Source organism: Desulfovibrio sp. Fe33, from assembly GCF_028532725.1.
Classification (GTDB): Bacteria; Desulfobacterota; Desulfovibrionia; order Desulfovibrionales; family Desulfovibrionaceae; genus Pseudodesulfovibrio.
Map to the genome: position 1 here is coordinate 14,576 of NZ_JAQKGU010000009.1, position 22,582 is coordinate 37,157.

A 22,582-nucleotide genomic window follows, 5' to 3' on the forward strand; every position below is an offset into this window, starting at 1 on the left:
AGGCGCACATAGGGGATGCAAGGGGGCGAGCCCTTGCCCGCCGGAGGCGAAGTCATCCGACTATCGCCGCGAAGCGGCTTTCAACACCTGATTTTACGCATCCAAGGAGTCAAAGGATAGTCCCCCCCAAAAAAAATGAACCTCTATATTTAACTTTCCGCTTTCGAGTTGGAACGCCGCGGAGTGGAATAAGCCCGCGCCGAAGGCGCACATAGGGGATGCAAGGGTGCGAGCCCTTGCCCGCCGGAGGCGAAATCATCCGACTATCGCCGCGAAGCGGCTTTCAACACCTGATTTCCCTCTTCAGGGAGCCACCGGGATACCCTCTCCAAGAAAAAGCCCCGCTCCGAGTCTCGGAGCGGGGCGGTTCGTTTCGATCAGGGCGGGGCCTAGATGTCGTAGCCGAAGGAGTCGACCACCAGCTTGGTGCGTGCCTTGGAGGCGGCCATGCGGGCTTCCAGGTCCTTGGCGTACTGGGCGAGGTCGAGTTCGACCTGGGCCACGCCGGTGTCCATGGCGGCCTTGGCCACGGCCGGGGCGAGCCAGGTCAGGACGCGCGGGTCCAGCGGCTTGGGGATGATGTAGTCGATGCCGTATTCGAGCTTGTCCACGCCGAAGGCCTCGCAGATTTCCTTGGAGACCGGCTCCTTGGCCAGGCGCGCCAGGGCGTTGGCGGCGGCGAGCTTCATTTCCTCGTTGATGGTGGTGGCGCGGCAGTCGAGCGCGCCCCGGAATATGAACGGGAAGCCGAGCACGTTGTTCACCTGGTTGGGGAAATCGGACCGGCCGGTGCCCATGATGATGTCGGGGCGAACTTCCTTGACGTCAGGATAGGGGATTTCGGGATCGGGGTTGGCGCAGGCGAAGATGATGGCGTTTTGGGCCATGGTCTTGACCATGTCCTGGTTGATGGCGTCCTTGACCGAGAGGCCCAGGAACATGTCGGCTCCGACCATGCAGTCGGCCAGGGAGCCCTTGTCCTCGGCCTGGGCGTATGCGCGCTTGAATTCGTTGAGGTCGGTGCGTCCGGCGTGGATCAGGCCGCGCGAATCGAACATGAAGATGTTTTCGCGCCTGACGCCCATGTGCACGTAGAGGTTGGAGCAGGCGATGGCGGCCGCGCCCGCGCCCGAGACCACGATTTTGATTTCGTCGATCTTCTTGCCGGAGATGTCCAGGGCGTTGATGATGCCTGCCGCCGAGATGATGGCGGTGCCGTGTTGGTCGTCGTGGAAGACGGGGATGCCCATTTCCGCCTTGAGGCGGGTTTCGATCTCGAAACATTCCGGGGCCTTGATGTCTTCGAGGTTGATGCCGCCGAAGGTAGGCTCCAGGCATTTGCAGAACGCGACCACTTCGTCGGGGGTCTTGGCGTTGATGTTCAGGTCGTAGACGTCGATATCGGAGAAAATCTTGAACAGAACGCCCTTGCCTTCCATGACCGGCTTGCCCGCTTCGGGGCCGATGTTGCCCAGGCCGAGCACGGCGGTGCCGTTGGAGACAACTGCCACCAGGTTGCCTTTGTTGGTGTAATCGTAGACCTTTTCGGTATCCGCATGGATGGCGCGGCAGGCCTCTGCGACGCCGGGGCTGTATGCCATGGACAGGTCTTTCTGGTTCCTGCACGGCTTGATGGAGATGACCTCCAGTTTGCCCTTTCGTTTGGCGGAGTGATAGTCGAGAGCTTCTTCCTTCGTGAACAATGCCATAAATTCAACCTCCTGAAATTTACAGTTTGTCCAATGTCCTAAAGAGGTTTTTCGCTTTCCGTCAAGCAGTATCGGCCCGGGCGGGGTTGAACCTGGCGGAGGCGGTCCCGCTCCGGAGGGGCCGGGAGCTACGGCATGAGGATGGGCGGAATGTCCAGCTTGTGCTCGGACCAGAAGCGGAGCGCGCCGGGGTGCAGGGGGATGGACAGGTTGCGGATGCCGTTTTGCAGGCTCATGTCAGCGGCCGCGCCGTGGAAGCGCCGCAGTTCTTCAAGCCGTTTGTCGCTGAAAACCGCTTTGAGGCCGTCGTATACGGCGTGCCCGTCCAGGCCGGAGCGGGCGCACCACAGGGCGGCGTCCTGGAAGGTGGCCACGGCGTCGATCTGGCCATGGTAGGTGTGCGCCGGGATGGAGGCCCGCGAGTAGAACGGATAGAGCTGGTAGAAGCCGGAGGCCATGGCGGGCTCGTGCAGGTTCAGGATGCGGACGGGCGTTTGCGCGGCAGCCTCCATGACCGAGGCGTTGGGATAGCCCGCCAGGGCCCAGAACCCATCCACCTCGCCTCGGGCGAAGCCTTCGGCGGCTTCGGCGTAGCCTGTCGGCAGGTGGTTGAAGTTGGTCCAGAGCTTGAGATGGCGGAAGAACCGCTCGGCGGACAGGGCCGCGCCCGAGCCGGGGTTGCCCACGGCGATGGTCTTGCCCCGGAGGTCCAGGACCGAACGTATGCCGGAGTCCATGCGCACCACGAGTTGCGCCGGGGTTTCGTAGAGAAAGGAGATGGCCTGGACATCGGCGAATTTCTTGTTGGTGCAGCGCAGCTTGCCGGTGCGTCCAAGGAACGCGTCGCCCGCGTTGACCAGGGCCATGTCCGCTTTCCCCGAGCACAGGGCGAGGAGGTTTTCCACGGAGCCGCCGGACGGTTTTGTCAGGACGCTCAGGCCGGGCGCGTCGTGGGATATGACTGTCGCCATCTTGTTGGCGAAGTGGTTGAAGGTGCCGCCGCGCGGGCCGCCGTAGAAGGTCAGGGTTCGCGTCGTTGTTTTGGGCGCTTCGGGGCCGTTTTCGGTTTCCGACATGCAGCCCGCTACAGGGGAAAAGCCCAGGCAGCAAAGAAGGAGCAGGATGTGGACGAAACGCGGCATCGGGCCTCCGGTCGGTGGGTGGGATGCGCCGCCCCATGCGGCACCAACCCGGACAGCCCGTTTTTTGCCATACCACTGCACCGAAGACAACGCGTGTCCGCTTCGCATTCGAATATTATAATATTGCGCGTGAATTATCCCCGGTCTCCATGCCGTGTTTCGCCGCGGAACGTCGCGGAACGAAAAAGTCCGCGCCGAAGGCGCATACAGGGGATGCAAGGGGGCGAGCCCTTGCCCGCCGGGGGCGAAATCATCCGACAATTGCCGCGAAGCGGCTTTCATCCCTGATTTCTTTCTTCATGGAGCAACGGTATGATTCCCCCTAAAAAAAGGGGCGGTTGACCGCCCCTTTCGTTATGCGTTGCCTTGCCGCCGGATCAGGCCGTGGCCATGCCGAGGATGCGTTTGAGGGGTTTGACCCAGATGAAGCTAAGGAACCATGCGTAGGCGAACACCATCGCTGCGATGATGGCGAACCAGATGATGATGTCGCGGGTGGGCGCGTTCAGGGAGAATGCCGGGACGTAGGCGAAGAGGAACGGGGCGAGGTAGAGGAATTTGGCGAATTTGAACGAGGTGAAGGCGGTACGCCACATGTTTGCCCCGGCGATGGTCGCTCCGGCGAAGGCTGCGATGCAGACCGGCGGGGTGATGTTGGAATCCTGGGAGAGCCAGTAGACGATCATGTGCGCGGCCACTTCATTGACTCCGAGATGGGTCAGGGCCGGGACCGCGACCACTGCCGTAATCAGGTAGGCGGCGGTGACGGGAACGCCCATGCCGAGCACCAGGGAGGCGAGGGCCACGAGCAGGATGGTCAGGATCAGGTTGCCGTGGGCCAGTTCGATGACGATGTCCGCAAACGTCAGGACGAGCCCGGAGTATGTCAGCACGCCGATGATGACGCCGATGACGCCCACCGTGGCTCCGATCTTGAGGGAGTTGATGGTCCCGTAGCGCGACGCGACGACAAAGGCCCCGAGTTCGTTTTTGAGACCTGCCACGGTCTGCCTGCGCCAGGCGTAGACCGCCGCCGCCGCGATGAGTCCGTACAGGAGCAGGATGCGGCCGGACAGGAACGGCCTGACCGCTGCGGCCGCCTCGGGCCCCGCGGCCTTGCCGATGAGTTTGATTACCCACGGGCAGAGGACCATGAAGGTCATGATGAGGAGCAGGGTCGGGTCGATCCGCTCCCCTTCGTCTTTGAACGACAGGCCGATGCACGCGGCCAGCCCGACGATGGCGGAGTAGCCGGGGGAGTACCCTGCGAGCATGAAGATGGTGATGAGGATGAGCGGCAGGGTGTAGAGCCATTCCTTGCGCAGGATCTCCATGGCCCCGAGCTTGTACCGCTCGCCCACGATGTTGTTTTTGCGGGCTTCGTAGTGGACCATGACGAAGACCGAGAAGAAGTACATGATGGCCGGGAAGAGGGCCACAAGCATGATGTGGGAGTAGGGCAGGCCGGTCATTTCGGCCATGATGAACCCGCCCGCGCCCATGATCGGGGGCATGAACATGCCGCCGATGGAGGCCGCAGGCTCGATGCCGCCCGCCACATGCGGCTTGAATCCGGCCTTCTTCATCATCGGGATGGTGAAGGTGCCGGTGGACACGGTGTTGGCGATGGCCGAGCCGGAGATGGACCCGAACAGGCCGGAGGCTATGACCGAGACCTTGGCCGGGCCGCCCACCTTGTGGCCCACGGCGGCCAGGGGGAAGTCGATGAAGAACCGCTGCGCCCCGCATTTTTCCAGGAACGCTCCGAAGAGCACGAACAGGATGATGTAGGTGGCCAGCACGTTGGCCATGATGCCGAACACCCCGTCCGAGCGGTAGAATATCGAGGTGCACAGGTCCGGGAAGCTCGCCCCGGCGTGGGCGATGAGCTCGGGCATGTGTGCGCCGTACATGCCGAAGAGGATCATGATGACGCCGATGATGACGAAGACGTTGCCGACCACACGGCGGGCCAGCTCTATGCCGAGCAGGACGCCTATCATGGCCATGGCCTTGTCCATGTCGTTTTCAATGCCGGTCCGGTAGTTGATGGCTTCGAAGTTCAATATCCAGTAGCCCACGGAGACCAGCGAGGCCACCATGAACAGGTAGTCCAGCAGCCGCATGAGGCGGCTCCTGGACTTGTAGATCAGGAAGACGAGCATGTACGTGATGATTACGTAAATGCCCCGGTGGTACTGGGTTGCCGCCGGTTCGAAGATGGCCGACCAGGAGTAGAAGAGGACCATCGAGACCGACAGGAAGTCGAAGAGGAATCTCTCGTATCTGTTTAATTTCTCGTACATTGTAGCGCGCTCTCGGCTGCGGGGCAGCGGTTGGAGAATGTGCCGCGCCACCAGGGCCGACCGCGTGCCGGGCGCCCGTGAAGGGAGACCGGCCGTTCGGCCGGGCGGGGCGGATCGGGGCTGTGCGCGTGTTCCCGGCGGACGTGGCCCGGGCCGCCGGGAACGCGCTGCGCGGGCGGACCTTGGGCCCGCCCGCACACGTTGTCGGGAGCGGGGGCCTACTTCAGGACGCCCATTTCCTTCCAGAACTTCACCGCGCCCGGATGCAGGGGAGTCGCGGCCGGGTTGATGCCCTTGAGTCCGTCGGCCATGCTCATGGCCTTGAAGGTCTTCTTCTGGCCGACCATGTGCTTGAGGCCTTCCTCGGACCAGACGGCCTTGAGGAGCGCGTACACGTCCTCGGCGGGCACGTCGGCATTGGCTACCAGCAGCGCGGAATCGAAGAAGGAGGGAGTGTCGCGATCCACCCCGCGGTATGTGCCCGCCGGGATGGTCAGCTTGCCGAAGTAGGGATAGGCCTTGAAGTAGCCGGAGTTCTCGGCGTCGGCCCCGACGTCGACCAGGTCGATGTCGTTGGTCTGGGCGGCCATGATGACGGCCCCGGACGGGAAGGCGGTGAGAAGCCAGAAGGCGTCGAGCTGTTCGTTGCCGAAGGCCTGGGCGGCGTCGTTGTAGCCCATGGCGTTGCGCTCGATCTTGTCCCAGATGCCCAGATGGGTGAAGAACCGCTCGCAGTTGGCGAACGCGCCGGAACCGGCGTTGCCGACGCCGACCTTCTTCCCGGCCAGGTCCTTGGCCGACTTGATGCCGGAGCCTTTGCGGATGACCAACTGGGCGGGCGCGCCGTAGAGGTAGCCCACGGCCAGGACGTTCTCATACTTGTTCGGATCGCCGGTCAGCTTGCCGTTGCGGCCGAGGTAGACTTCGCCCGCGTACACGGTGCCGAACGCACAGCGGCCGGCGTTGACCGTGCGCAGGTTTTCGGTGGAGCCGCCGGAGGACTGGGCCTTGATGGAAAAATTGGGGTTGTCCTTGATGGGGCCGAAGACCTGGATGGCGTTGGCGACGATCTGGAAGGTGCCGCCGGCCGGACCGCCGCCGAAGACGTAACGTTTTTTGGCGTGCGCACTGAAAGACATGCCGAAAACTACGGCAAGAGCTAAGGCCAGGATGTAAATCCGTTTCATGTTTCCTCCTAGGGAACCACAGAAGTTAATATGGACCGCAACTTTTTCTACCTGTCCCGCATTGCACGGGCGGTAAAACACACCCCCGAGAGGAAGACTATTCCACTCGGTATCCGAGTTGTCGCACAGAATGGCGATTATTTCAACGCAATTCTCCGACAACATGGGTCCCACTGCCTGAATTAATTATCTTTTATATAATCGGTTTTTATAATCGCAGAAGAGGGAATCAGGATGTGTCCCGGCGGGAAATGCGCGAAAGACGGCTTTTGACATCACCCGGCTGTGTGGTACATGCGTCGTCGTCAACGCCCAAGGAGGGTTCCCATGCTCGACAATCTCGTGGTGGTTCTGTTCCGTCCCAAATATCCGGAGAACATCGGCTCCGCGGCTCGCGCCTGCCTCAATATGGGGGTGTCCGAGCTGGTGGTGGTCGATCCGTACAATTTCGACATGGACAAGGCCCTGCCCCTGGCCACGGCCCACGCCCGGCATATCCTGGAGTCCGCGCGCATCGTGGACACCCTGGCACAGGCCGTGGACGGCTGCACCGCGATTTTCGGGACCACCGCCCGCACCGGCGGATGGCGTAAGGGGATAATGAACCCGGACACGCTGGCGAACGTCGTGGACGAACGGTTGCGCGAAGGCGGCAAGGTCGCCGTCGTTTTCGGCCCCGAGGACAAGGGACTGACCAATGAGGAGACGTCCATCTGCTCCGGGCTGATGACCATTCCGACCAGCCGCGACGGCACCTCCCTGAACCTGGCCCAGGCCGTGTTGGTGGTCCTGTATGAATGCTTCAAGCGTTCACTGGATCATCCTTTCGTTCCTGGCGGCCCGCCCGAGGAGCGTCCCACCACGGTACGCGAACAGGAAGCCCTGTTCTCCAACCTCCAGGACACCCTTCTGGCCATCGACTTCCTCAAGAACGACAATCCGGACTACTGGATGCTTCCGGTGCGCCGCTTCTTCAGCAAGGTCAACCTCAAGCGCAACGAGTTCAACCTGCTCATGGGCGTCTGCCGCCAAGTGCGCTGGTTCGTGGAGAAATACGGGCCGAAGAAGGATGGCGGAGCCGAGTAGAGGCCTCCATCCACGTCCCCATTCGTTTCGAAAACGCGAAAAAGCCCCGCACGACTATGTCGCGCGGGGCTTTTTCGCGTGCCGGATCAGCCGTTCTTTTTCCGGGGGCAGGTCAGGCGCGCCGCTTGCAGCTTTTCCCTGGTCCGTTCCGCCGTATCGCCGTTGCGCAGTTTGAGAAGTTCCCTGGCCTTGGCCGCGCTCATGGGCTCATGGAAGTAGAATCCCTGGACGCGGTTGCAGTTCAGGTCGAGGAGCAGGCAGATTTGTTCCGGGCTTTCCACTCCCTCGGCAATGACGTCGAGGTCCAGCGAGCGGCCCAGGGCGATGACCGCTTTGACGATTTCCATGTCCTCCGGGTCCTTTCTCATGCGCGCGATGAAGGTCCGGTCCACCTTGAGGGTATCCACGGGCAGTTGCTGGAGCTGAGCCAGGGAGGAATAGCCCGTGCCGAAGTCGTCGATGGAGAAGCGCACCCCGGCGTCCCTCAGCCGGTTGAGGATGCGCAGGGACGACTCCGGGTTCTTCATGATGGAGGATTCGGTGATTTCAAGCCTCAGGCAGGAGGGCGGGATTCCGTACTTGGCGAGCAGCGCGACCACGATCTTGTCCAGTTCGATGCGGGAGAACTGCTTGCTGGACAAATTTACGGATATGAAGATGTCGTCCACGCCGTCTGTTTCGTTGCGCCATCCGGCCAGGGTCCGCAGGGCCTGCTGAAGAACCCGTTCACCCAACTGGACGATGAGCCCGGATTCCTCGGCCTTGGGAATGAACTCCGCGGGCGGGATGGCGCCCCGTTCGGGATGTTCCCATCGGGCCAGGGCCTCGAAGCCGATGACGTCCGACCCGTCCAGGTCCATGATCGGCTGGTAGACCACGTAGAATTCGTCGTCCGCCAGCCCGCGGCGCATGTCTGTTTCGAGGGTCATCTGGTCCACGGCGGTTTCGAGCATCCGCTCGGTGAAGACCTTGAAGCGGTTGCGCCCGGCCTCCTTGGCGCAGTGCATGGCGATGTTGGCGTGTTGCAGCACGTCGGCGGCCTTGCGGTCTCCGACGGGACTCAGGACGATGCCGAAGCTGGCCGAGGTCTGGACCTCGTTTCCGTTCAGACGGAACGGCTCGGACAGGCGTTGGCGCACGCGTTTGATGATGCGGATGGCCTCGGCCGGGCTGGACAGCTCGTCCAGGAGCAGGACGAATTCGTCTCCGCCGAACCGGGAGACCGTGTCCAGGCCGCGCATCTCTCCCCCCAGCCGGCTGGCCGTTTCGCTCAGGACCATGTCGCCGAAGCTGTGGCCCAGGGAGTCGTTGATAATCTTGAATCGGTCGAGATCGAGAAATACCACGGCGAAGAAGTAGTTTTCCCGCCGTTTTGCCCGGCGCATCGCCTGCGCGAGGCGGTCCAGGCACAGGGTCCGGTTGGCCAGGTTGGTCAAAGGGTCGTGCAGGGCCTGATGCCTGAGCTGCTCCTCCATGTTCTTGCGTTCGGTGATGTCGCGGAAGCTCAGCCGCATTCCGAGCGGCTTGCCTCCGATGCCCGATACCGCGCGGCCGACCGCGCCGAGCCAGCGGTTGCTGCCGTCGGCCGTCCGGATGCGGAAGTCCAGGGTGTCTCCCCTGTCGGAGTTGGCCTCGATCAGATAGGCGTCCCAGGCGTCACGGTCGTCCTCGATGACGATTTCTCTGACCAGGGACGGCGCTTCGAAGAATCGTTCGGGCGGATAGCCGGTGATTCGTTGGCAGGCGGGCGAGCAATAGTGGATGGCATTATCCGTGCCGATCCACAATTCCCAGTCGTAGCCGAAGTCCGCGATGGTCCGGTAGCGTTCCTCGCTCTCCTGGAGGACGCGCACGAGCTTTTCCCGCTGGCCCTGGATCTGCGTCTTCTTCTTTTCCGTGATGCCCGATTGGCGGATGATGTACAGGGAGAGCAGTGAGATGATGAGCAGGACGGCTAGGAAGATGAGGGCGACGTCGTCGCGGTATTCGTTGATTTCGGCTCGCACGTCGTCCACGTACAGTCCGGTGCCGATAATCCAGCCCCATGGTTCGAACAGACGGATGTGGGAGAGCTTTCGGGCGATGCGCTCGGGGTGGTCCTGCCATTGCCAATGGTACTCGACAAAGGCGTCCCCGCCCTTGCGGGCGGCGCGGATGAACTCCATGAACACCCGCTTGCCCTCCTGGTCCCGGTAGTCGGTCAGGTCCAGGCCGTCCAGGTCCGGCCTGTAGGGGTGCATTATCATGCGCGGGGTCAGGTCGGTGATCCAGAAATAATCATTGGAATCGGGGCCGTAGCGGGTGTTCTTGACGATCTCCGCGCCGAGCCGCTTGGCGTAGTCCCGGGAGATCTCGCCGTGGGCGGCCATGCCGTCAAGATGCGCCAGCGCGTCGACCAGCGTATCGGTGATCTCGACGACCTTTTCCTTTTCGGCCTCCAGCAGGGCCTTTTCCATGGAGGGGAGCAGATACAGGAAGACGGACCCCGCGATGAGCAGAAGCATGATCACCGAGGGCAACAGGATGCGGATCGGGGCGAATCTCAGGTAGTGTGGGGTCTTATCCTTCGGCATCGTCGCGGTTGTCCTGTTCGAAGTGTCTGGCGATCGCATCCTTCATATAGCGCGAGAATGGGGAAAAAGGAAACGGCATACAATTATTGTTTCCAAAGTGTCGACGCGATTTTCGCGCGCGGGCGATCAGCGCGCCGGAATCAAGGGCCGGGATACGGCCACCTGGTTGCGGCCGCCGTTCTTGGCCGCGGTCAGGCCCGATTGGAGGCGTTGCCGGAAGGATTCCGCCGTGTCGTCCTCCTCGGCCTGGGCCACGCCGAGCGAGATGGACAGGCGTATTTTCCCGCCGAAGAGCTTGTGCCCCGCGAAAACATGAATTTTTTCGGCCACGACGGCCGCCTTGTCGATGTCGGTGTAAGGGCAGAGGACGATGAATTTGCCGCCGTGCCAGCGGAAGAGAAAGTCGTTGGAGCGGAGCTGGGCGTCGAGGCCGCGGGCAAGATCGGCCAGGACGCGGTCCCCGGCGCGGTCTCCATGGATCTGGTTGATCTCCCGGAGGCCGTCCACATCGAAAATGATGCCGGACAGGTCCGGGCCGTACCGTCGGACGTGGCCCAGCTCCCTGGTGGCGACCTCTTCGAACTTGGCCCGGTTGTAGGCGCGGGTCAGGGGATCGAGGACCGTCAGCCGTTCCAGTTCCGCGGCCAGTTCGTCGGCCCTGGCTGCATCCCGGCCCAGGATGGGGATGATTCGCTTCATCATGAGCAGGGCCTGGGCCGCGAGCACCAGAATCCCGGCCGCCGCGCAAAGCCCGGAGAGGAATATGAGGTTGTCGTGGGCCCCGCCCGGATCGGCGCGCATGGCGAAGACGACGCCGACATGGACGCACAGAAGCGCGGTCAGGGCCAGTGCACCCGCGAGGTAAAGGACCTTGTAGCGCGTTCTGATTCCGGGAGTGGCGTTACGGTCCATGGTCATGCTCGGCCGGGCGCGGTTATTTCTGGGCGCCTTCGAAGGTGTAGTAGAGGCTGCCGGTGTCCTTGTCGTTGTCGTAATTCAATTCGATGGAGAAGTCGGGCCACATCCAGCCGTAGCGGAAGCCTATGCCCCGTCCGGCGCCGTAACGCTGCATGAGCATGTCCTTGAGGAAGAACTGGTTGACCCGCCCCTTGAAGGCGATGCCCACCCGGTAGAGCTTGTCGGCGTGAAAATAGTAGGCGACGGACATGATTTCGGCCTTGCCGAAGGTCTTGGCCTCGTCGCGCCTGAAATAGGTATTCTTGAAGCCCGGCTCCTGCACCGGGACGAGGTCCACGATCTCGGACAGGGGCGTTCCCCAGGCCAGTCCCCGGAAGCCGTCCGGGCGAGGAGTCTGGACGTAGTCGGAAGCGGCGGCGGGCGCGGCCGCGATCATCAGGACGATCAGCAGTGTCAGGGCGAACAGTTTGTTCATGGCCGGTATTCTCTCTCTGGCATAGGATATGGAAGCATCCAGAATGGACGCATTGTACGGATTTATGGGCGAAACGCAAGACGGCGGCGGCATCGCGCACGGCCGCAGGGCCGCTTGCGCATTGTCAGCCCGATGGGGGTTGTGGTATCGCAGGGCAAGCGAAGGAGGCGCTCATGAAACGATTCGCGGCACTCGCCCTTGTTTTGTTCCTGTCCGCCTGCGGCGGCCCCGGCCCGGATGCCGGTCGGCTCGACGCTTTGGAAGCCGAGGTCCGAACCCTCAAGGAGGAAGCCGGAACGCGCGACAAGGCGTTTCGCGAGGAGCTTGCCCAGGTGCGCCGGAACCTCGACGCCATTCGCGCGCTGCTTGAAAGTGGGCAGGGCGGGGATACGGACCGCGAGGGCGCAGTCCCCGGCGCGGCTCCTTCGGACGAGGAGCTGGACGCCAAGGCCAAGTCCTTTGTGAGCGAAAATCTCGACCGGCTCATGGCGTTGACCCGCAAGCTCCTGGACAAGATGGAATCCGAATTGGACAACAAGCCTCGGGAAGCCGGGGAACCGCCCGCCAAGGGCGATGAAATCTGACGGAGACAATTCAATGAAGACATATATGAAATGGCTGCCGCTCGCGGCCCTGGCTCTGGCCCTGCTGACCGGGGGATGTGCCGCTGGCAACGCCATCAAACTGAAATACGCGCTCATCAGCACGGACTCTCCGTGTTCGGGCGAAGTGACGGTTTTCCGTTTCGAGGACAAGCGGCCTGCAACCGTGCTGGGCAAGACCGCCGACAAGGAGGCCATCACGACCCTGTCCGATGTGGCCGACTGGGTAGGCTGGGCCCTGTTCGACGAGTTGGAGAACGCCGGGTGCAAGGCCCGGTATCGGGCCACCGCGCTCACTCCAGCCGATGACCTGGTCGTTACCGGCGAGGTCCTCGACCTGGCCTTGGATCAGACCGGCATGACCACCTACAAGGGCCGCGTGTCGGTCAGAATAGTGGTGTCCCGGAGCGGCAATATCGTCCATTCGGAGAAGTACACCAGCGAGGTGGAGAACGTGGTCGTGCCCGGATATTCCACCGAGGCCGACATCCTGGCCGAGGCCCTTCGCGGGGTCATGTACGAGGCCATTCCGGCCATTGCCGCGGCGGCGAAAAAGTAGCCCGCCTTCCCTTTCCTCCCGGTTCGCCGGGCAAGCCCCTTCGAGGAGCAATCATGTTTGCCGACAAGGATATCTGCAAGCGCTGCGGCGCGTGTCTGGACGAGTGTCCCTTCGACCTTATCGTCGAGGACCGCGAGGGCTTTCCCAAGCTTCGCCCCGCCGCCAAAAAAACCTGCATCAACTGCGGCCACTGCGTGGCCGTCTGTCCTGTGGGGGCCGTAACGCTGCCCGAGATGCCCGTGACCGCCGGGCTGTCCCCGGCCCAATGCGCACCGCTCGACCGTGAGCTCAAGATGACGCCCGAACAGGCGGACCAGTTCCTCAGCGGGCGTCGCTCGGTGCGTACCTATAAGGACAAGGTCGTGCCCGGGGAGGTCCTCGAGCATCTTTTTTCCGTCTCCGGGTTCGCGCCCAGCGCCAAGAACGGCCAGCCCGCGCGGTGGATCGTCACCCGCACGCCCGAGGCCACCCGCCGCCTGGCGGGCATGACCGTGGACTACATGGCCACCAACTCGATTATGCCCGGCGTGGTCAAGAACTGGGCGCGCGGCGTGGACAAGATACTCCACGGCGCTCCCCATGTGGCCGTGGCCCATGCGCCCGAAGACGGCTTCAACCCGGCCGAGGACTGCGCCCTGGCCGCCGCCTACCTTGAGCTGGCCGCCCATGCCCATGGCCTGGGGGCCTGCTGGGCGGGCTTCCTGATGGAGGTGGCCGAAGGATGTTGCAACATCCGCCGCGAGCTGGGCATTCCCGAAGGGCATGGCGTATACGCCGCCCTGATGCTCGGCTATCCGAAGTACCGCTACAAACGAATTCCCACCCGCCGTCCCGTGGAGATAGGCTGGCTGGATTGATGGGAACGTCCTCCGAAGCCCGCTTTGGGCTCGGATGACGCGAAATCCCATGAGAAAGGCCCCGCTCGAAGCAATCGAGCGGGGCCTTTCTCTCGCGTTCCGTCGGCTAGATGTCGAGGAGCGCGGCCTTGATGTTCTTCCTCCCGAACTCGCGGGCCCGGGATTCGTCCCACATGAAGATGTCGATGCGCTGGTGGTAGCGCTTGTTCATGAGGTCGTTGATTTCGAAGATGCCGTAGCCTTCGATGCGGACCTTGCGGCCGAAGACCCATCCCTGATCGAAGAGGTCGCGCGACACCGCGATGGTGCCGGAGCGGACCTTGCGCATGGACGCCGCGATGAGCGGGTCTTCGTCGCATTGATCGGTGGAGGGGTTGTAGGCGGTCACGGTGACCGTACGCACCGGGGATCGGTTTTTGGCCTTCTGGAGGAGGCGGGCCTCCTCGACCAGTATCCTGCGCGCCTCGGCGGTCTTCTGGACCAGCTCAAGGCGGTGTGTCAGGTCGTCGATTTTCTGTTGTTTCACGACGACGACTACCGCCAGGATCACGAGGGTCGCGCAAAGGACCGGGGTGAAGGTGTAGTTGAAGAGTATTCGCATATAGGGAGTGCTCCGTTGTCGATTTTGGTTTGTGGCATATAATGACCCAAAAAAATCTTGTCAACGTCAAAGCTTTTTCGATGCAAGACGTAGGCCTTTTTGTCGTAACAAGCTGATATCATAGATGATAAAAAAATAACGTCTCTGTGATTGCCGGATGGCGTCAAGAAAGCGGCCCGTATTTTCGGGCGGTTAGAGCGCCGTTATTTTTTTGGGTGAAATTATTTCTTGATATAGAATATCGCTTTCAATATAGTGTTGACGAACAGAAGGCGTGGTCAGAATTTTATCAAGGATAATAATGGATTTGACGATATTCAGAATGCTCCCCGCATCCAGCGGGGATGCTTGCCTGCTGACCACCCGTCGGGGAACGTATCTTTTCGACGGCGGGACTCTGCGAGGCGATCTGTCCGGAATGTTGCGCGAGAGGCGAGTGGGCAAATTGCGTGTCGCGGTGTGCACATCCGCGTCGCCGGAGAGGCTTGGCGGCATTCTCGAACTCATGGAGAGCGGTTATCCGGTGGGTGAGTACTGGCTGCCTGACAGCCTGCGCGCCCTGGCGGAAGCGGCCCGCGGTTTCGACGGCGGGTTCCCGGACTGGTTCGTCCGGTGCGGCTGGTCCGTGCCGGTGGAGGCGTCCTTTCCCATGCCTAACACCATGTCACCGGTTCAAGGGGGACATCCGTTGAGCGCGTGCGCTGAGCTGGCGCTGCTCGGAGCGGCCGCCTGCACGGGCCGTCTGCCTGCCGAGCCGCGACCGCTCTCTCCGGCGGAGACGTTTCCGGCCGTGTCGAGAATGCTTTTGTCTTCCCGGGAAGCGGCCGGGAACGACGGCCTGGTGCGAATGTGCCTGGATGCTCTGGACCGCAAGGGGGGGCAGGACCTGTCGGCGTGCGCCGTGCTTTGCGGCAGGCTGCTGGCCGATCGCGCCGAGGGGCTGGCTCCGTCGACGCGCCGGGTGGCCAGACAGGCTGGAATGACGCTCGCTCTGGCCGTTATGGCCGAGGGGCTGCTGGCGCGCGGCGACATCCGGGTACGCTGGTTCAGGCAGACCGGGCGGTTGGAGGAACATCTGGTAGCGCGGCATCCCGTCATGTGCCTGAATGGCGTGGAAGCTCGGGAGATAAGGACGGAGCCGTTGCGGGTCTCGGCTTCGGCCATGCTTCAGGCGGCCCGGCGCATTTCCATATCCGGGAACGGGCTGGTCTTTCGATACGGAGACGCGGATTGCGGCGTCCTGGTGTGCGGCAGCTCAAGATTATCCTTTTTGGGACGGCGCGGGTTCCTCTCGCTTGCCCGGCCCACGGTCATAGCGGCTCCGCAGCAGGGAGACTCCGGGGGCGAAGGCGCTTACGGCCGGATTCGGTCCGCCGATCCGGGGGCCGACGTTTGGGTGCGAGCGAATGGCTTCCGGTCCCGGCGGGTGGCCGAGGGCTTTTTGAGGCAGCCGATCCGTTATTGTCTGCGCAACTGCCGGAATCGGACGATGCAGGAAATACTGCTCGTCTTCGATCGGGGCCGGTGGCGTCATCTGGCCGGAGGCCCTTGCACCTGCCCCTAGCCGCGTCGGGGCGTTCTTCGTTCTGCCGTTGTGGGCCCCTCTTCCCAATTTGTATGCGGAATGGTATTAAAAGTGGCCATATAAAACGAGAGGGGGGGGGACAATGAAGGATTTGTTCGATGTGGATCATTTCCTGGACAGCGTTGTCCAAGACAGGGGACTGGCCGTCGTCCTTGTCGAAGCCTTCATCGAGGATTGCCCGAAACGTGTGGCCGAGTTGACCAGGGCTCTGGCCGAGGATGACACGGACAAGGCGGGCAAACTGGCTCATTCATTGAAAGGGATGTGCGGAGTGGTCCGCGCCGGTGCGTTAAGCAGGCTGGCCCTGGCGATGGAGTTCGCAGCGCAGGACGGCGATCTGGACAGTGTGCGGAAAAGGCTCGGGATGTTTATCGAGGAACTGGATCAGGCCATGGCGCTCATGGAGGATTTCACAAGCCGCTGTTGAGACCTGTAAGCCCGCGCCGAAGGCGCATACATGGGATGCAAGGGTGCGAGCCCTTGCCCGCCGGAGGCGGAATCACCCGACAATTGCCGCGAAGCGGCTTTCACCCCTGATTTTTTTGCAGGGAGCGAACGGAATAGTTCAAAAAAAAAGGCCTGTCCGCATTGGACAGGCCTTTTTTTGTCAACGGGTGGCCGGCTATTTCGTGGCCTCGCCGCCCTCGGGAGCGGTCTTGGCGGGTTCCTCGGCCGGAGCCGTTGCGGCTTCCGGGGCCGGGGTTTCGGCCTGGGGCGCTTCGGGACGGGTGAAGTCAACCTGCACCTTGTCCATGGCAGCCACGATATCCTTGGTGATGTCCACGCTTTCGCTGGACGAGATTATGGCCTGCCTGCTCAGGATCAGGGTCAGTCCCTTTTCTTTGCGGTAGTTGTCCAGGACTTCGTTGAACTTGGCGTCGACCAGGCCCACGACGCGCTGCTGTTCGGCGGTCATGGTGTTTTGCAGTTCGCCCATGGCCAACTTGTAGGCGGCCACGTTCTCTTCGGTCTGTTCGGCCTGCATGGCTTTGTAGGCGGCCTCAGCCTTTGCCTGGAGAGGCTTGCCCATTTCCTGGAGGTGGGCCATGGCCTCGGTGGCCAGCTTGTTGTCCTTGAAGGCGGCAGCCTCGTCCACGACGCCTATCTTGACCGACGGTTCCTGGTTGCAGGCGCTCAGGCCGAGTACCAGGGCCGCGACGAGGAACAGGGGAAGAATCCGTTTCATTGCCATATCTCCATTGTTTCGTTTGAAGTCGGTTGGATCTTAAAGTCGCGCAAGACTACTCGCGCCGGGGATATCTGGCAAGGGAAACATCGAATAGCCGGTTGCGGCGGCAAGGTTCGGACGAAGCTGGCGCGGCAGGAAGTTCCGCCGTTCCATTCCTCTTTTCCTCTTGAAAACATGGCGGATTCCTGCTGGCACACCCCTTGCTGTATATCCCATCGAGAAGGCATCGGGAACTTCTTGCCGGGAAATGGGTATTCCGGCGGTTCCCGCGAGTTCGGCCTGCGCCGAATCGGAGGAAGTATGGGTTTCAGCAGCATGTACGTGGGAGCCACCGGCGTGGTGGCCCACAGCCAGGGAATGCAGGTCCTGGCCAACAACCTGGCCAACGTCGGCACCATCGGCTACAAGCGCTCGGACATCTTGTTCGGCGATCTCATCAGCCAGCAGGTGGCTTCGGGCGGCGCTCTGTATGAATCCGGCTCGGTCCGAACCAGCCAGTTGGGCAAGGGCGTGGGCGTGTCGTCCATCCGGGGCGATTTTACCGAGGGCGCTTTGTCCGGGACCACCACGGCCACGGACCTGGCCATTTCTGGCGAGGGCTTCTTCGGCGTCAACGATCCTTCCGGGACCATCCGCGGGGCGTCCCATTATACGCGCGCCGGAGATTTCCGTTTCGACAACGAGGCCTATCTGGTCAATGCCCAGGGATACCGTTTGCAAGGGTTCGCCTATGACCGGGAGACCGGGCAGTTGGCGGGCGGCGTGTCCGACGTGCAACTGCCTTTCGAAGACGTGACCGTGGACGGCCAGACCGCCCGCGTGGTCAGGTCCTCGCCTTTGGCCACCTCTTCGGTTGAGGTCGTCACGCGGCTGGATCATTCGGCTTTGAGCCAGATATCCGACGAGGAAAATCCCTTTTTCGCCATGCTCGGGGCGTATTCCGCCAACAGGACCGGTTCGGACTCCCCCTTCGGCGATGCGCAGGCGCAGTATTCCACGGCCGTGAACGTGTTCGACGAGAACGGCAACAGCCACGAGATGACCGTCTATTTCGATCCGGTGCCCACGGCGGGTCTTTCCAACGCCGTGCCCGGCTACACCTATTGGGAATACCTCATCGCCATGCCGGGCGATTCGGACGGGTCGGCCGCTCAGGGCACTTCCGCGGCCGGACTGGCCGGGATGGGGGTTTTGACCTTCAACGACAGGGGCGCGCTGATCAACCAGTCGGCCTTCACTCTGGACCGCGCGAGCGCATCGGGAGAAGGCGGCACGGACCCGGCGGCCTGGGTCCCGGCCGAATTCAGCGAGGAGGGCCTGGCGCAGTTCAACTACACGTTCGCCAGCAACGGCGGAACCGGAAATATTTCCTACGATTTCGGGATCAACTCCGACACGGCCTCCTGGTCGGGCGGGGCCGTGACATCGGCCGCCGACATCGGGACCAACGCGGACCTGCTTCCGGAGATGGACTCCATGAACCGCGACGCCCGCGTGACCACCAGCTACGATCTGCCGTCCTCCACCCTGTTCAGTCTCCAGAACGGCTACTCCTGGGGGTATCTCAACTACGTCAGCGTGGACGAGGAGGGTGTGCTCAGCGGCCACTTCTCCAACGGGCAGAGCGAGGAATTGTATCAGGTGGCCGTATACAAGTTCAACAGCCCGTGGGGGCTCCAGCGGGACGGCGGCACCAATTTCGTTGCCACCGAGGCCTCGGGCGAAGCCATTCTCGGCACGGCCGGGGACCGTGGGCGGGGGCTCATTAATCAGAATACCCTGGAAGAGAGCAACGTGGACATGGCCAGGGAGTTCTCCAATATGATCGTGACCCAGCGCGGATACCAGGCCAATACCAAGGTCATCACCACTTCGGATTCGATTTTGAACACCCTCATTTCGATCAAGCGCTAGTCCTTTTTTTCATCGCAACGCGGGGCGTCGTCCGGTCGGTCCGGGCGACGCCCTTTTTCGCGCCCCGCCTTGAATTTCCCGGATAAAGCGGATAGTCAGAACGTGATCCGCCAACAAGGAGTTTCACGTGACGGAGACAAGCGACGCCCGCAGCCGGGAGGCCGTCATGGCCCTGGTCCGGGAGGTGGAACGGGAGGCCCCGGGCGGGGCGGAATCCCTGTACATGGCCGCCATGCTGGCCGATGCGCCCCTGCCCTACGATTTCGCCCTGTCCGTGGAGGGGACCATGCACAACCCGGCGCTGGTCAACCCCGCCGCGGCTTTTTTTGCGGCCACGGCCATGATGACCCCGCTCATCGAGCGCGGGCTGGTCGTCGCCGACCCGGACGCCCAGGTCTTCACCCTGCCGAGGGATGTGCGCGAAACCCTGCGCGAGGCCATGGACCGGGATCAGGCGGCCGAATGGGCCGGGCGGGCCATCTACGCCCTGAACTTGTCCCTGCCCGACGCCGATCCGCAGAACCTGCCCCTTGTGGAATGGCTTCTTCCCCACGTCCTGGCCTGCCGCGACGCGGCCGCCGACCTCGGCGTGAATACCGCCGCCGCCAACCGGGTCATGCATCAGGCCGGTTTCACACTTTATTACGGACAGCGCCATCAGGAAGCCGCCGGACTGCTGGAAGCGGCCATGACCGTGGATGTTGCCCTCAAGGGCGATCGTCATCCGGACATCACCGCCGATCTGGAAGGGCTGGCCACGGTCTATCAGGCGGGGGGAGATTTGGCCCGCGCCGAAGCGGCCTTTTCCGCCTGTCTGGACCTGCAACGCGAAATCCTCACCGAAAACAATCCGGCCATGATCCCGGTGCTGAACGGTTTGGCCATGGTCCGGCAGGCGCGCGGCGATCTGTCCGGGGCCGAGGCCGCGCTCAACGATTGCCTGGCCGTCCTGCGGGCCTCGGGGGGAGAGCGTCATCCGGCCGCAGCCTCCTGCCTGCACAACCTGGCTCTGCTCATGGATGCGCTCGACCGTCCGCAGGACGGGCTGCGCCTCGCCCTGGAAAGCCTGGACATGACCGCCGCCCTGTACGGTGAGCATCACCCCGAGACCGCCGCGAGCCACAATCTGGCCGGGCTGCTTTTCGAGCGTCTGGGCAAGGCTCCGGAGGCCGAGGCGCATTTCCGCAAAAGCCTGTCCATTCGCAGCCGGACTTTTGGCGAGGATCACCCCGAGACCGCCCAGGCCTTGTGCAATCTGGCCCTGTTCCTGGACGGGCAGGGAGCGGCCGAAGAGGCCTTCGACTGTTTCGAGCGCGGTTTCGCGGCCTATGAGGCGGCTCTGGGACCGGATCACCCCTACATGGAGTCCGCGCTGGACAATCTCGTCGCCTTTCTGGAGCGGACCGCGGCTTCGGATTCGCCTCTGCGGGAACGTGCCGAGGCGCGGCTCAGGCTCATCGTGGAAAAGGCCGGGCGTTGATGAAGCCGATACTTGCCGTCGGGTTGGGGGAAATCCTCTGGGACGTATTGCCCCATGCGCGCCTGCTCGGCGGGGCTCCCGCCAATTTCGCCTACCAGGTCAACGCGCTGGGCGGGGCCGGGGTGCCCGTGTCCCGTGTGGGCAATGACGATCTGGGCCGCGAGGCTCTGTCCCTGCTGGTCCTCCGGGGGCTGAATATCGACGGGGTGTCCCTGGACCCGGAGCATCCCACCGGCACGGTGGACGCCCGCGTGGACGAGCATGGCGTCGCCGCCTATGTCTTTCCCGACGACGTGGCCTGGGATTTTCTTGCCCTGGATCATGCCGCCCTGACCCTGGCCGCCAACGCCGACGCGGTCTGTTTCGGCTCGCTGGCGCAACGCGCCGAGGTGTCGCGCCGGGCGATCCATCGGTTTTTGGCTGTCGCGGAAAAGGCGCTCAAGGTTTTCGACATAAACCTGCGCCAACATTTCTACACCCCGGAGATCCTCATCGCTTCCCTGAAAGCGGCCCATGTCCTCAAGCTCAACGACGAAGAACTCGGCATCGTGAGACGGCTGTTCTCCCTGCCCGAAGGCGAGCAACCCGCCCTGCGGGCTCTCATGGAGCGATACGGCCTCGATCTGGCGGTCCTCACCAGGGGCGGGGCCGGGAGCCTGATCGTCTCGACCGACGCCGTTTCCGACCTGCCGGGCGAGCCGGTGGATGTCGTGGACACCATCGGCGCGGGCGACGCGTTCACCGCCGCCCTCGTGCTCGGTTATCTCAAGGGGCACCCCCTGGACGATATCAACAGGCACGCCGCGAGGGTTGCGGCCCATGTCTGCGGACAGCCGGGCGCCATGCCCGAGATGCCCGACGAGTTGAAGGTCCTGTAGAAAAGGGCGCCCCGAAGGGCGGCCTTTTTATTTATTGATAATGGATGGTTGCGGCTAGCTTCGCGCCGTATGTTGTGCTTGTTCGTTAAGCCGTGCGCGCCGTTGGCGCGAGAGCCAGTGAAGGGGCTTTGCCCCTTCAGCCTCCATGCCCTCCCGGCGGGGTCCATTTCTTTTGTTGGCCCAAAAGAAATAGACGAAAGAAAAGGGCCTTTTCCCAGCGCGGCCGCCCGCAGGATCATCGGCAAGAATCCGATCCGCTCGGGTCGGCTCCATCCGAGCAAAAGTATAAGCCCTTCCCCGGTGTCCGGCTTCCCACTCACGTCAGCCCTTCCTTCCGCGTCACCGGAGCCGCCGCCCCTTCGCGGTCGGCTTCTAGGCCGCTGATCCAGGGCTAGAGCTCGTAGGGGGGCGAACCCCGTGCAGTCTTCTTTAGGATGGATTTGGGTAGCGGCTTTGGGAGCGAAGAGCAGAGAATAAGGTCTATCGAGTTGGAAGAACGGACCTCGCTTGCGCGGGAGACGTTCGAAAGCCGGGGCCTAGAGCCTGTCTGAAGCGGCGAAGCGTAGGCCGACTGCGTCCGTCGCAGACGGACATCCTGTCGGGCAGCGAAAGCCGCTACAGGCTCTTGGCCACTGCTTTCGGGAGCCGAAAGGGCCGAAAAGCGCAGTTTTTGCTTCCTTTTTTCTGCGCCAGCAAAAAAGGAAGTCGCCGTGAAGGCGAAACAAAAAGTAGGGATGACGTACACGGTCTGCCGCGAAGCGCGGCACACTTCTCCGCGCCACGCCTCCCCTTTCCCCCAAAAAAAAACGAGTAAGCGCTCCCCCGACCGGACAATTCTTGCATCCCTGTGCGCACGTTGTGTGCGCACATCCTTGCGCTCTACATGAAATCGCCAATGAATTCAGTCCATCCTGTGTGGCACGGGCTATGCTCATATCTGATCGAGAGCAAGGCCGAGCGGCCTGTAACCCGAATTTGCCGTGAGGCTTTAAGGAGGATGAAATCATGAAGAGAACCATTTGGACGACCGCCATATCCCTGGTGTTGATGCTTTCCCTGCTGGCGGGCTGCCAGACCACGCGGACGCAGAACGCTGCCGGAATCGGCACGCTGGCCGGGGCCACGCTGGGCGCGTTGACCTTCAAGAACAAGGTGTCCGGAGCGGCCATCGGCGCGGGTGTCGGCCTGCTGGCCGGGTACATCGTCGGCAACGAGATGGAAAAGGCCGACCAGGCGCGTCTGTATGACACCCTGGAAACCTCGCCTTCCGGCTACGCGACCGAGTGGGTCAACCCCGACACCCGGACCCGCTACGAAGCCATTCCCGAGCCGCCCCGCGAGTACGCCGACGGCCGCGTCGAGCGCGACGTGACCATCAACGCCCGCATGGCCGACGGTTCTACGCAGACCGTCTATGGCAAGGCCTACCGTCAGCCTGACGGCTCCTGGCAACTCGTACAGTAGAAAAAACGAAACGAAAGGGCTGGACCGCCAACGGTGGTCCCGCCCTTTTTTCGCGTT

19 protein-coding genes are annotated in these 22,582 nt (G+C 62.7%); 10 read left to right on the forward strand and 9 right to left on the reverse strand.

Annotation, left to right across the window (positions count from 1 at the left end; genetic code table 11):
* Positions 1-389: 389 nt before the first annotated feature.
* The 4 genes from PSN43_RS11905 to PSN43_RS11920 all read right to left on the reverse strand — a co-directional run bounded on the left by PSN43_RS11905 (position 390) and on the right by PSN43_RS11920 (position 6,344).
* Positions 390-1,709 (reverse strand): malic enzyme-like NAD(P)-binding protein, encoded by a 1,320-nt coding sequence (locus tag PSN43_RS11905; RefSeq protein WP_272700948.1) that lies wholly within the window; start codon positions 1,707-1,709, stop codon positions 390-392.
* A 128-nt stretch (positions 1,710-1,837) separates the two neighbouring features.
* Positions 1,838-2,851, reverse strand: coding sequence for a TAXI family TRAP transporter solute-binding subunit (locus PSN43_RS11910; RefSeq protein WP_272700949.1), 1,014 nt, complete (start codon positions 2,849-2,851; stop codon positions 1,838-1,840).
* A 377-nt stretch (positions 2,852-3,228) separates the two neighbouring features.
* On the reverse strand, positions 3,229-5,157 hold the full coding sequence (locus PSN43_RS11915; RefSeq protein WP_272700950.1) for a TRAP transporter permease: 1,929 nt from the start codon (positions 5,155-5,157) through the stop codon (positions 3,229-3,231).
* A gap of 218 nt (positions 5,158-5,375) precedes the next feature.
* The gene (locus tag PSN43_RS11920) at positions 5,376-6,344 is read right to left on the reverse strand and encodes a TAXI family TRAP transporter solute-binding subunit (RefSeq protein ID WP_272700951.1); all 969 of its coding nucleotides are present in this window, start codon (positions 6,342-6,344) and stop codon (positions 5,376-5,378) included.
* 327 nt (positions 6,345-6,671) lie between these two features.
* On the opposite strand from PSN43_RS11920, the gene PSN43_RS11925 reads away from it, so the two are divergent.
* Positions 6,672-7,430 carry an RNA methyltransferase gene (locus PSN43_RS11925; protein ID WP_272700952.1) on the forward strand — a complete coding sequence of 253 codons (759 nt, stop codon included), beginning with the start codon at positions 6,672-6,674 and terminating at the stop codon, positions 7,428-7,430.
* Between the two features lie 86 nt (positions 7,431-7,516).
* Here PSN43_RS11925 and PSN43_RS11930 read toward each other — a convergent pair whose 3' ends face one another.
* The 3 genes from PSN43_RS11930 to PSN43_RS11940 form a co-directional block, all read right to left on the reverse strand.
* A complete protein-coding gene (locus tag PSN43_RS11930; RefSeq protein ID WP_272700953.1) occupies positions 7,517-10,003 on the reverse strand; it encodes an EAL domain-containing protein in 2,487 nt (828 codons plus the stop codon).
* A gap of 126 nt (positions 10,004-10,129) precedes the next feature.
* A complete protein-coding gene (locus PSN43_RS11935; protein WP_272700954.1) occupies positions 10,130-10,921 on the reverse strand; it encodes a GGDEF domain-containing protein in 792 nt (263 codons plus the stop codon).
* A gap of 16 nt (positions 10,922-10,937) precedes the next feature.
* Entirely contained in the window at positions 10,938-11,396 is a 459-nt protein-coding gene (locus PSN43_RS11940) for a hypothetical protein (protein ID WP_272700955.1), read from the reverse strand.
* A 173-nt stretch (positions 11,397-11,569) separates the two neighbouring features.
* Here PSN43_RS11940 and PSN43_RS11945 point away from each other — a divergent pair, with 173 nt between their 5' ends.
* Genes PSN43_RS11945 through PSN43_RS11955 form a run of 3 tightly spaced genes read left to right on the forward strand, consistent with a single transcriptional unit; the run spans position 11,570 to position 13,414 of the window.
* Positions 11,570-11,980 (forward strand): hypothetical protein, encoded by a 411-nt coding sequence (locus tag PSN43_RS11945; protein WP_272700956.1) that lies wholly within the window; start codon positions 11,570-11,572, stop codon positions 11,978-11,980.
* A gap of 13 nt (positions 11,981-11,993) precedes the next feature.
* On the forward strand, positions 11,994-12,557 hold the full coding sequence (locus PSN43_RS11950) for a hypothetical protein (protein ID WP_272700957.1): 564 nt from the start codon (positions 11,994-11,996) through the stop codon (positions 12,555-12,557).
* A 53-nt stretch (positions 12,558-12,610) separates the two neighbouring features.
* Positions 12,611-13,414: a nitroreductase family protein gene (locus PSN43_RS11955; RefSeq protein ID WP_272700958.1), complete on the forward strand. Its 804-nt coding sequence runs from the start codon at positions 12,611-12,613 to the stop codon at positions 13,412-13,414.
* 106 nt (positions 13,415-13,520) lie between these two features.
* On the opposite strand, the gene PSN43_RS11960 is transcribed toward PSN43_RS11955, so the two are convergent.
* Positions 13,521-14,015 (reverse strand): 3D domain-containing protein, encoded by a 495-nt coding sequence (locus PSN43_RS11960; RefSeq protein WP_272700959.1) that lies wholly within the window; start codon positions 14,013-14,015, stop codon positions 13,521-13,523.
* A 301-nt stretch (positions 14,016-14,316) separates the two neighbouring features.
* Between PSN43_RS11960 and PSN43_RS11965 the strand changes: the two genes are divergently transcribed.
* Positions 14,317-15,579: a hypothetical protein gene (locus PSN43_RS11965; protein ID WP_272700960.1), complete on the forward strand. Its 1,263-nt coding sequence runs from the start codon at positions 14,317-14,319 to the stop codon at positions 15,577-15,579.
* A 103-nt stretch (positions 15,580-15,682) separates the two neighbouring features.
* On the forward strand, positions 15,683-16,027 hold the full coding sequence (locus PSN43_RS11970; RefSeq protein ID WP_272700961.1) for an Hpt domain-containing protein: 345 nt from the start codon (positions 15,683-15,685) through the stop codon (positions 16,025-16,027).
* A 195-nt stretch (positions 16,028-16,222) separates the two neighbouring features.
* Here the strand turns inward: PSN43_RS11970 and PSN43_RS11975 are convergent, their stop codons facing one another.
* A complete protein-coding gene (locus PSN43_RS11975; protein WP_272700962.1) occupies positions 16,223-16,786 on the reverse strand; it encodes an OmpH family outer membrane protein in 564 nt (187 codons plus the stop codon).
* Between the two features lie 303 nt (positions 16,787-17,089).
* Here PSN43_RS11975 and PSN43_RS11980 point away from each other — a divergent pair, with 303 nt between their 5' ends.
* The 4 genes from PSN43_RS11980 to PSN43_RS11995 all read left to right on the forward strand — a co-directional run bounded on the left by PSN43_RS11980 (position 17,090) and on the right by PSN43_RS11995 (position 22,525).
* A complete protein-coding gene (locus tag PSN43_RS11980) occupies positions 17,090-18,703 on the forward strand; it encodes a flagellar hook protein FlgE (protein ID WP_272700963.1) in 1,614 nt (537 codons plus the stop codon).
* Between the two features lie 127 nt (positions 18,704-18,830).
* A complete protein-coding gene (locus PSN43_RS11985) occupies positions 18,831-20,183 on the forward strand; it encodes a tetratricopeptide repeat protein (protein ID WP_272700964.1) in 1,353 nt (450 codons plus the stop codon).
* Positions 20,183-21,061, forward strand: coding sequence for a carbohydrate kinase family protein (locus tag PSN43_RS11990; protein ID WP_272700965.1), 879 nt, complete (start codon positions 20,183-20,185; stop codon positions 21,059-21,061). Before PSN43_RS11985 ends, PSN43_RS11990 begins: the two co-directional genes overlap by 1 nt.
* Before the next feature lie 1,005 nt (positions 21,062-22,066).
* Positions 22,067-22,525 carry a glycine zipper domain-containing protein gene (locus tag PSN43_RS11995; protein ID WP_272700966.1) on the forward strand — a complete coding sequence of 153 codons (459 nt, stop codon included), beginning with the start codon at positions 22,067-22,069 and terminating at the stop codon, positions 22,523-22,525.
* Positions 22,526-22,582: the final 57 nt, after the last annotated feature.

Excerpts from the sequence above, each read along its gene's own strand:
- PSN43_RS11940 (WP_272700955.1), bottom strand. The coding sequence starts at position 11,396 with ATGAACAAACTGTTCGCCCTGACACTGCTGATCGTCCTGATGATCGCG.
- PSN43_RS11990 (WP_272700965.1), top strand. The coding sequence starts at position 20,183 with ATGAAGCCGATACTTGCCGTCGGGTTGGGGGAAATCCTCTGGGACGTA.
- PSN43_RS11970 (WP_272700961.1), top strand. The coding sequence starts at position 15,683 with ATGAAGGATTTGTTCGATGTGGATCATTTCCTGGACAGCGTTGTCCAA.
- PSN43_RS11945 (WP_272700956.1), top strand. The coding sequence starts at position 11,570 with ATGAAACGATTCGCGGCACTCGCCCTTGTTTTGTTCCTGTCCGCCTGC.
- PSN43_RS11995 (WP_272700966.1), top strand. The coding sequence starts at position 22,067 with ATGAAGAGAACCATTTGGACGACCGCCATATCCCTGGTGTTGATGCTT.
- PSN43_RS11950 (WP_272700957.1), top strand. The coding sequence starts at position 11,994 with ATGAAGACATATATGAAATGGCTGCCGCTCGCGGCCCTGGCTCTGGCC.
- PSN43_RS11920 (WP_272700951.1), bottom strand. The coding sequence starts at position 6,344 with ATGAAACGGATTTACATCCTGGCCTTAGCTCTTGCCGTAGTTTTCGGC.
- PSN43_RS11910 (WP_272700949.1), bottom strand. The coding sequence starts at position 2,851 with ATGCCGCGTTTCGTCCACATCCTGCTCCTTCTTTGCTGCCTGGGCTTT.
- PSN43_RS11955 (WP_272700958.1), top strand. The coding sequence starts at position 12,611 with ATGTTTGCCGACAAGGATATCTGCAAGCGCTGCGGCGCGTGTCTGGAC.
- PSN43_RS11965 (WP_272700960.1), top strand. The coding sequence starts at position 14,317 with ATGGATTTGACGATATTCAGAATGCTCCCCGCATCCAGCGGGGATGCT.
- PSN43_RS11905 (WP_272700948.1), bottom strand. The coding sequence starts at position 1,709 with ATGGCATTGTTCACGAAGGAAGAAGCTCTCGACTATCACTCCGCCAAA.
- PSN43_RS11935 (WP_272700954.1), bottom strand. The coding sequence starts at position 10,921 with ATGACCATGGACCGTAACGCCACTCCCGGAATCAGAACGCGCTACAAG.
- PSN43_RS11930 (WP_272700953.1), bottom strand. The coding sequence starts at position 10,003 with ATGCCGAAGGATAAGACCCCACACTACCTGAGATTCGCCCCGATCCGC.
- PSN43_RS11915 (WP_272700950.1), bottom strand. The coding sequence starts at position 5,157 with ATGTACGAGAAATTAAACAGATACGAGAGATTCCTCTTCGACTTCCTG.
- PSN43_RS11925 (WP_272700952.1), top strand. The coding sequence starts at position 6,672 with ATGCTCGACAATCTCGTGGTGGTTCTGTTCCGTCCCAAATATCCGGAG.
- PSN43_RS11975 (WP_272700962.1), bottom strand. The coding sequence starts at position 16,786 with ATGAAACGGATTCTTCCCCTGTTCCTCGTCGCGGCCCTGGTACTCGGC.
- PSN43_RS11980 (WP_272700963.1), top strand. The coding sequence starts at position 17,090 with ATGGGTTTCAGCAGCATGTACGTGGGAGCCACCGGCGTGGTGGCCCAC.
- PSN43_RS11960 (WP_272700959.1), bottom strand. The coding sequence starts at position 14,015 with ATGCGAATACTCTTCAACTACACCTTCACCCCGGTCCTTTGCGCGACC.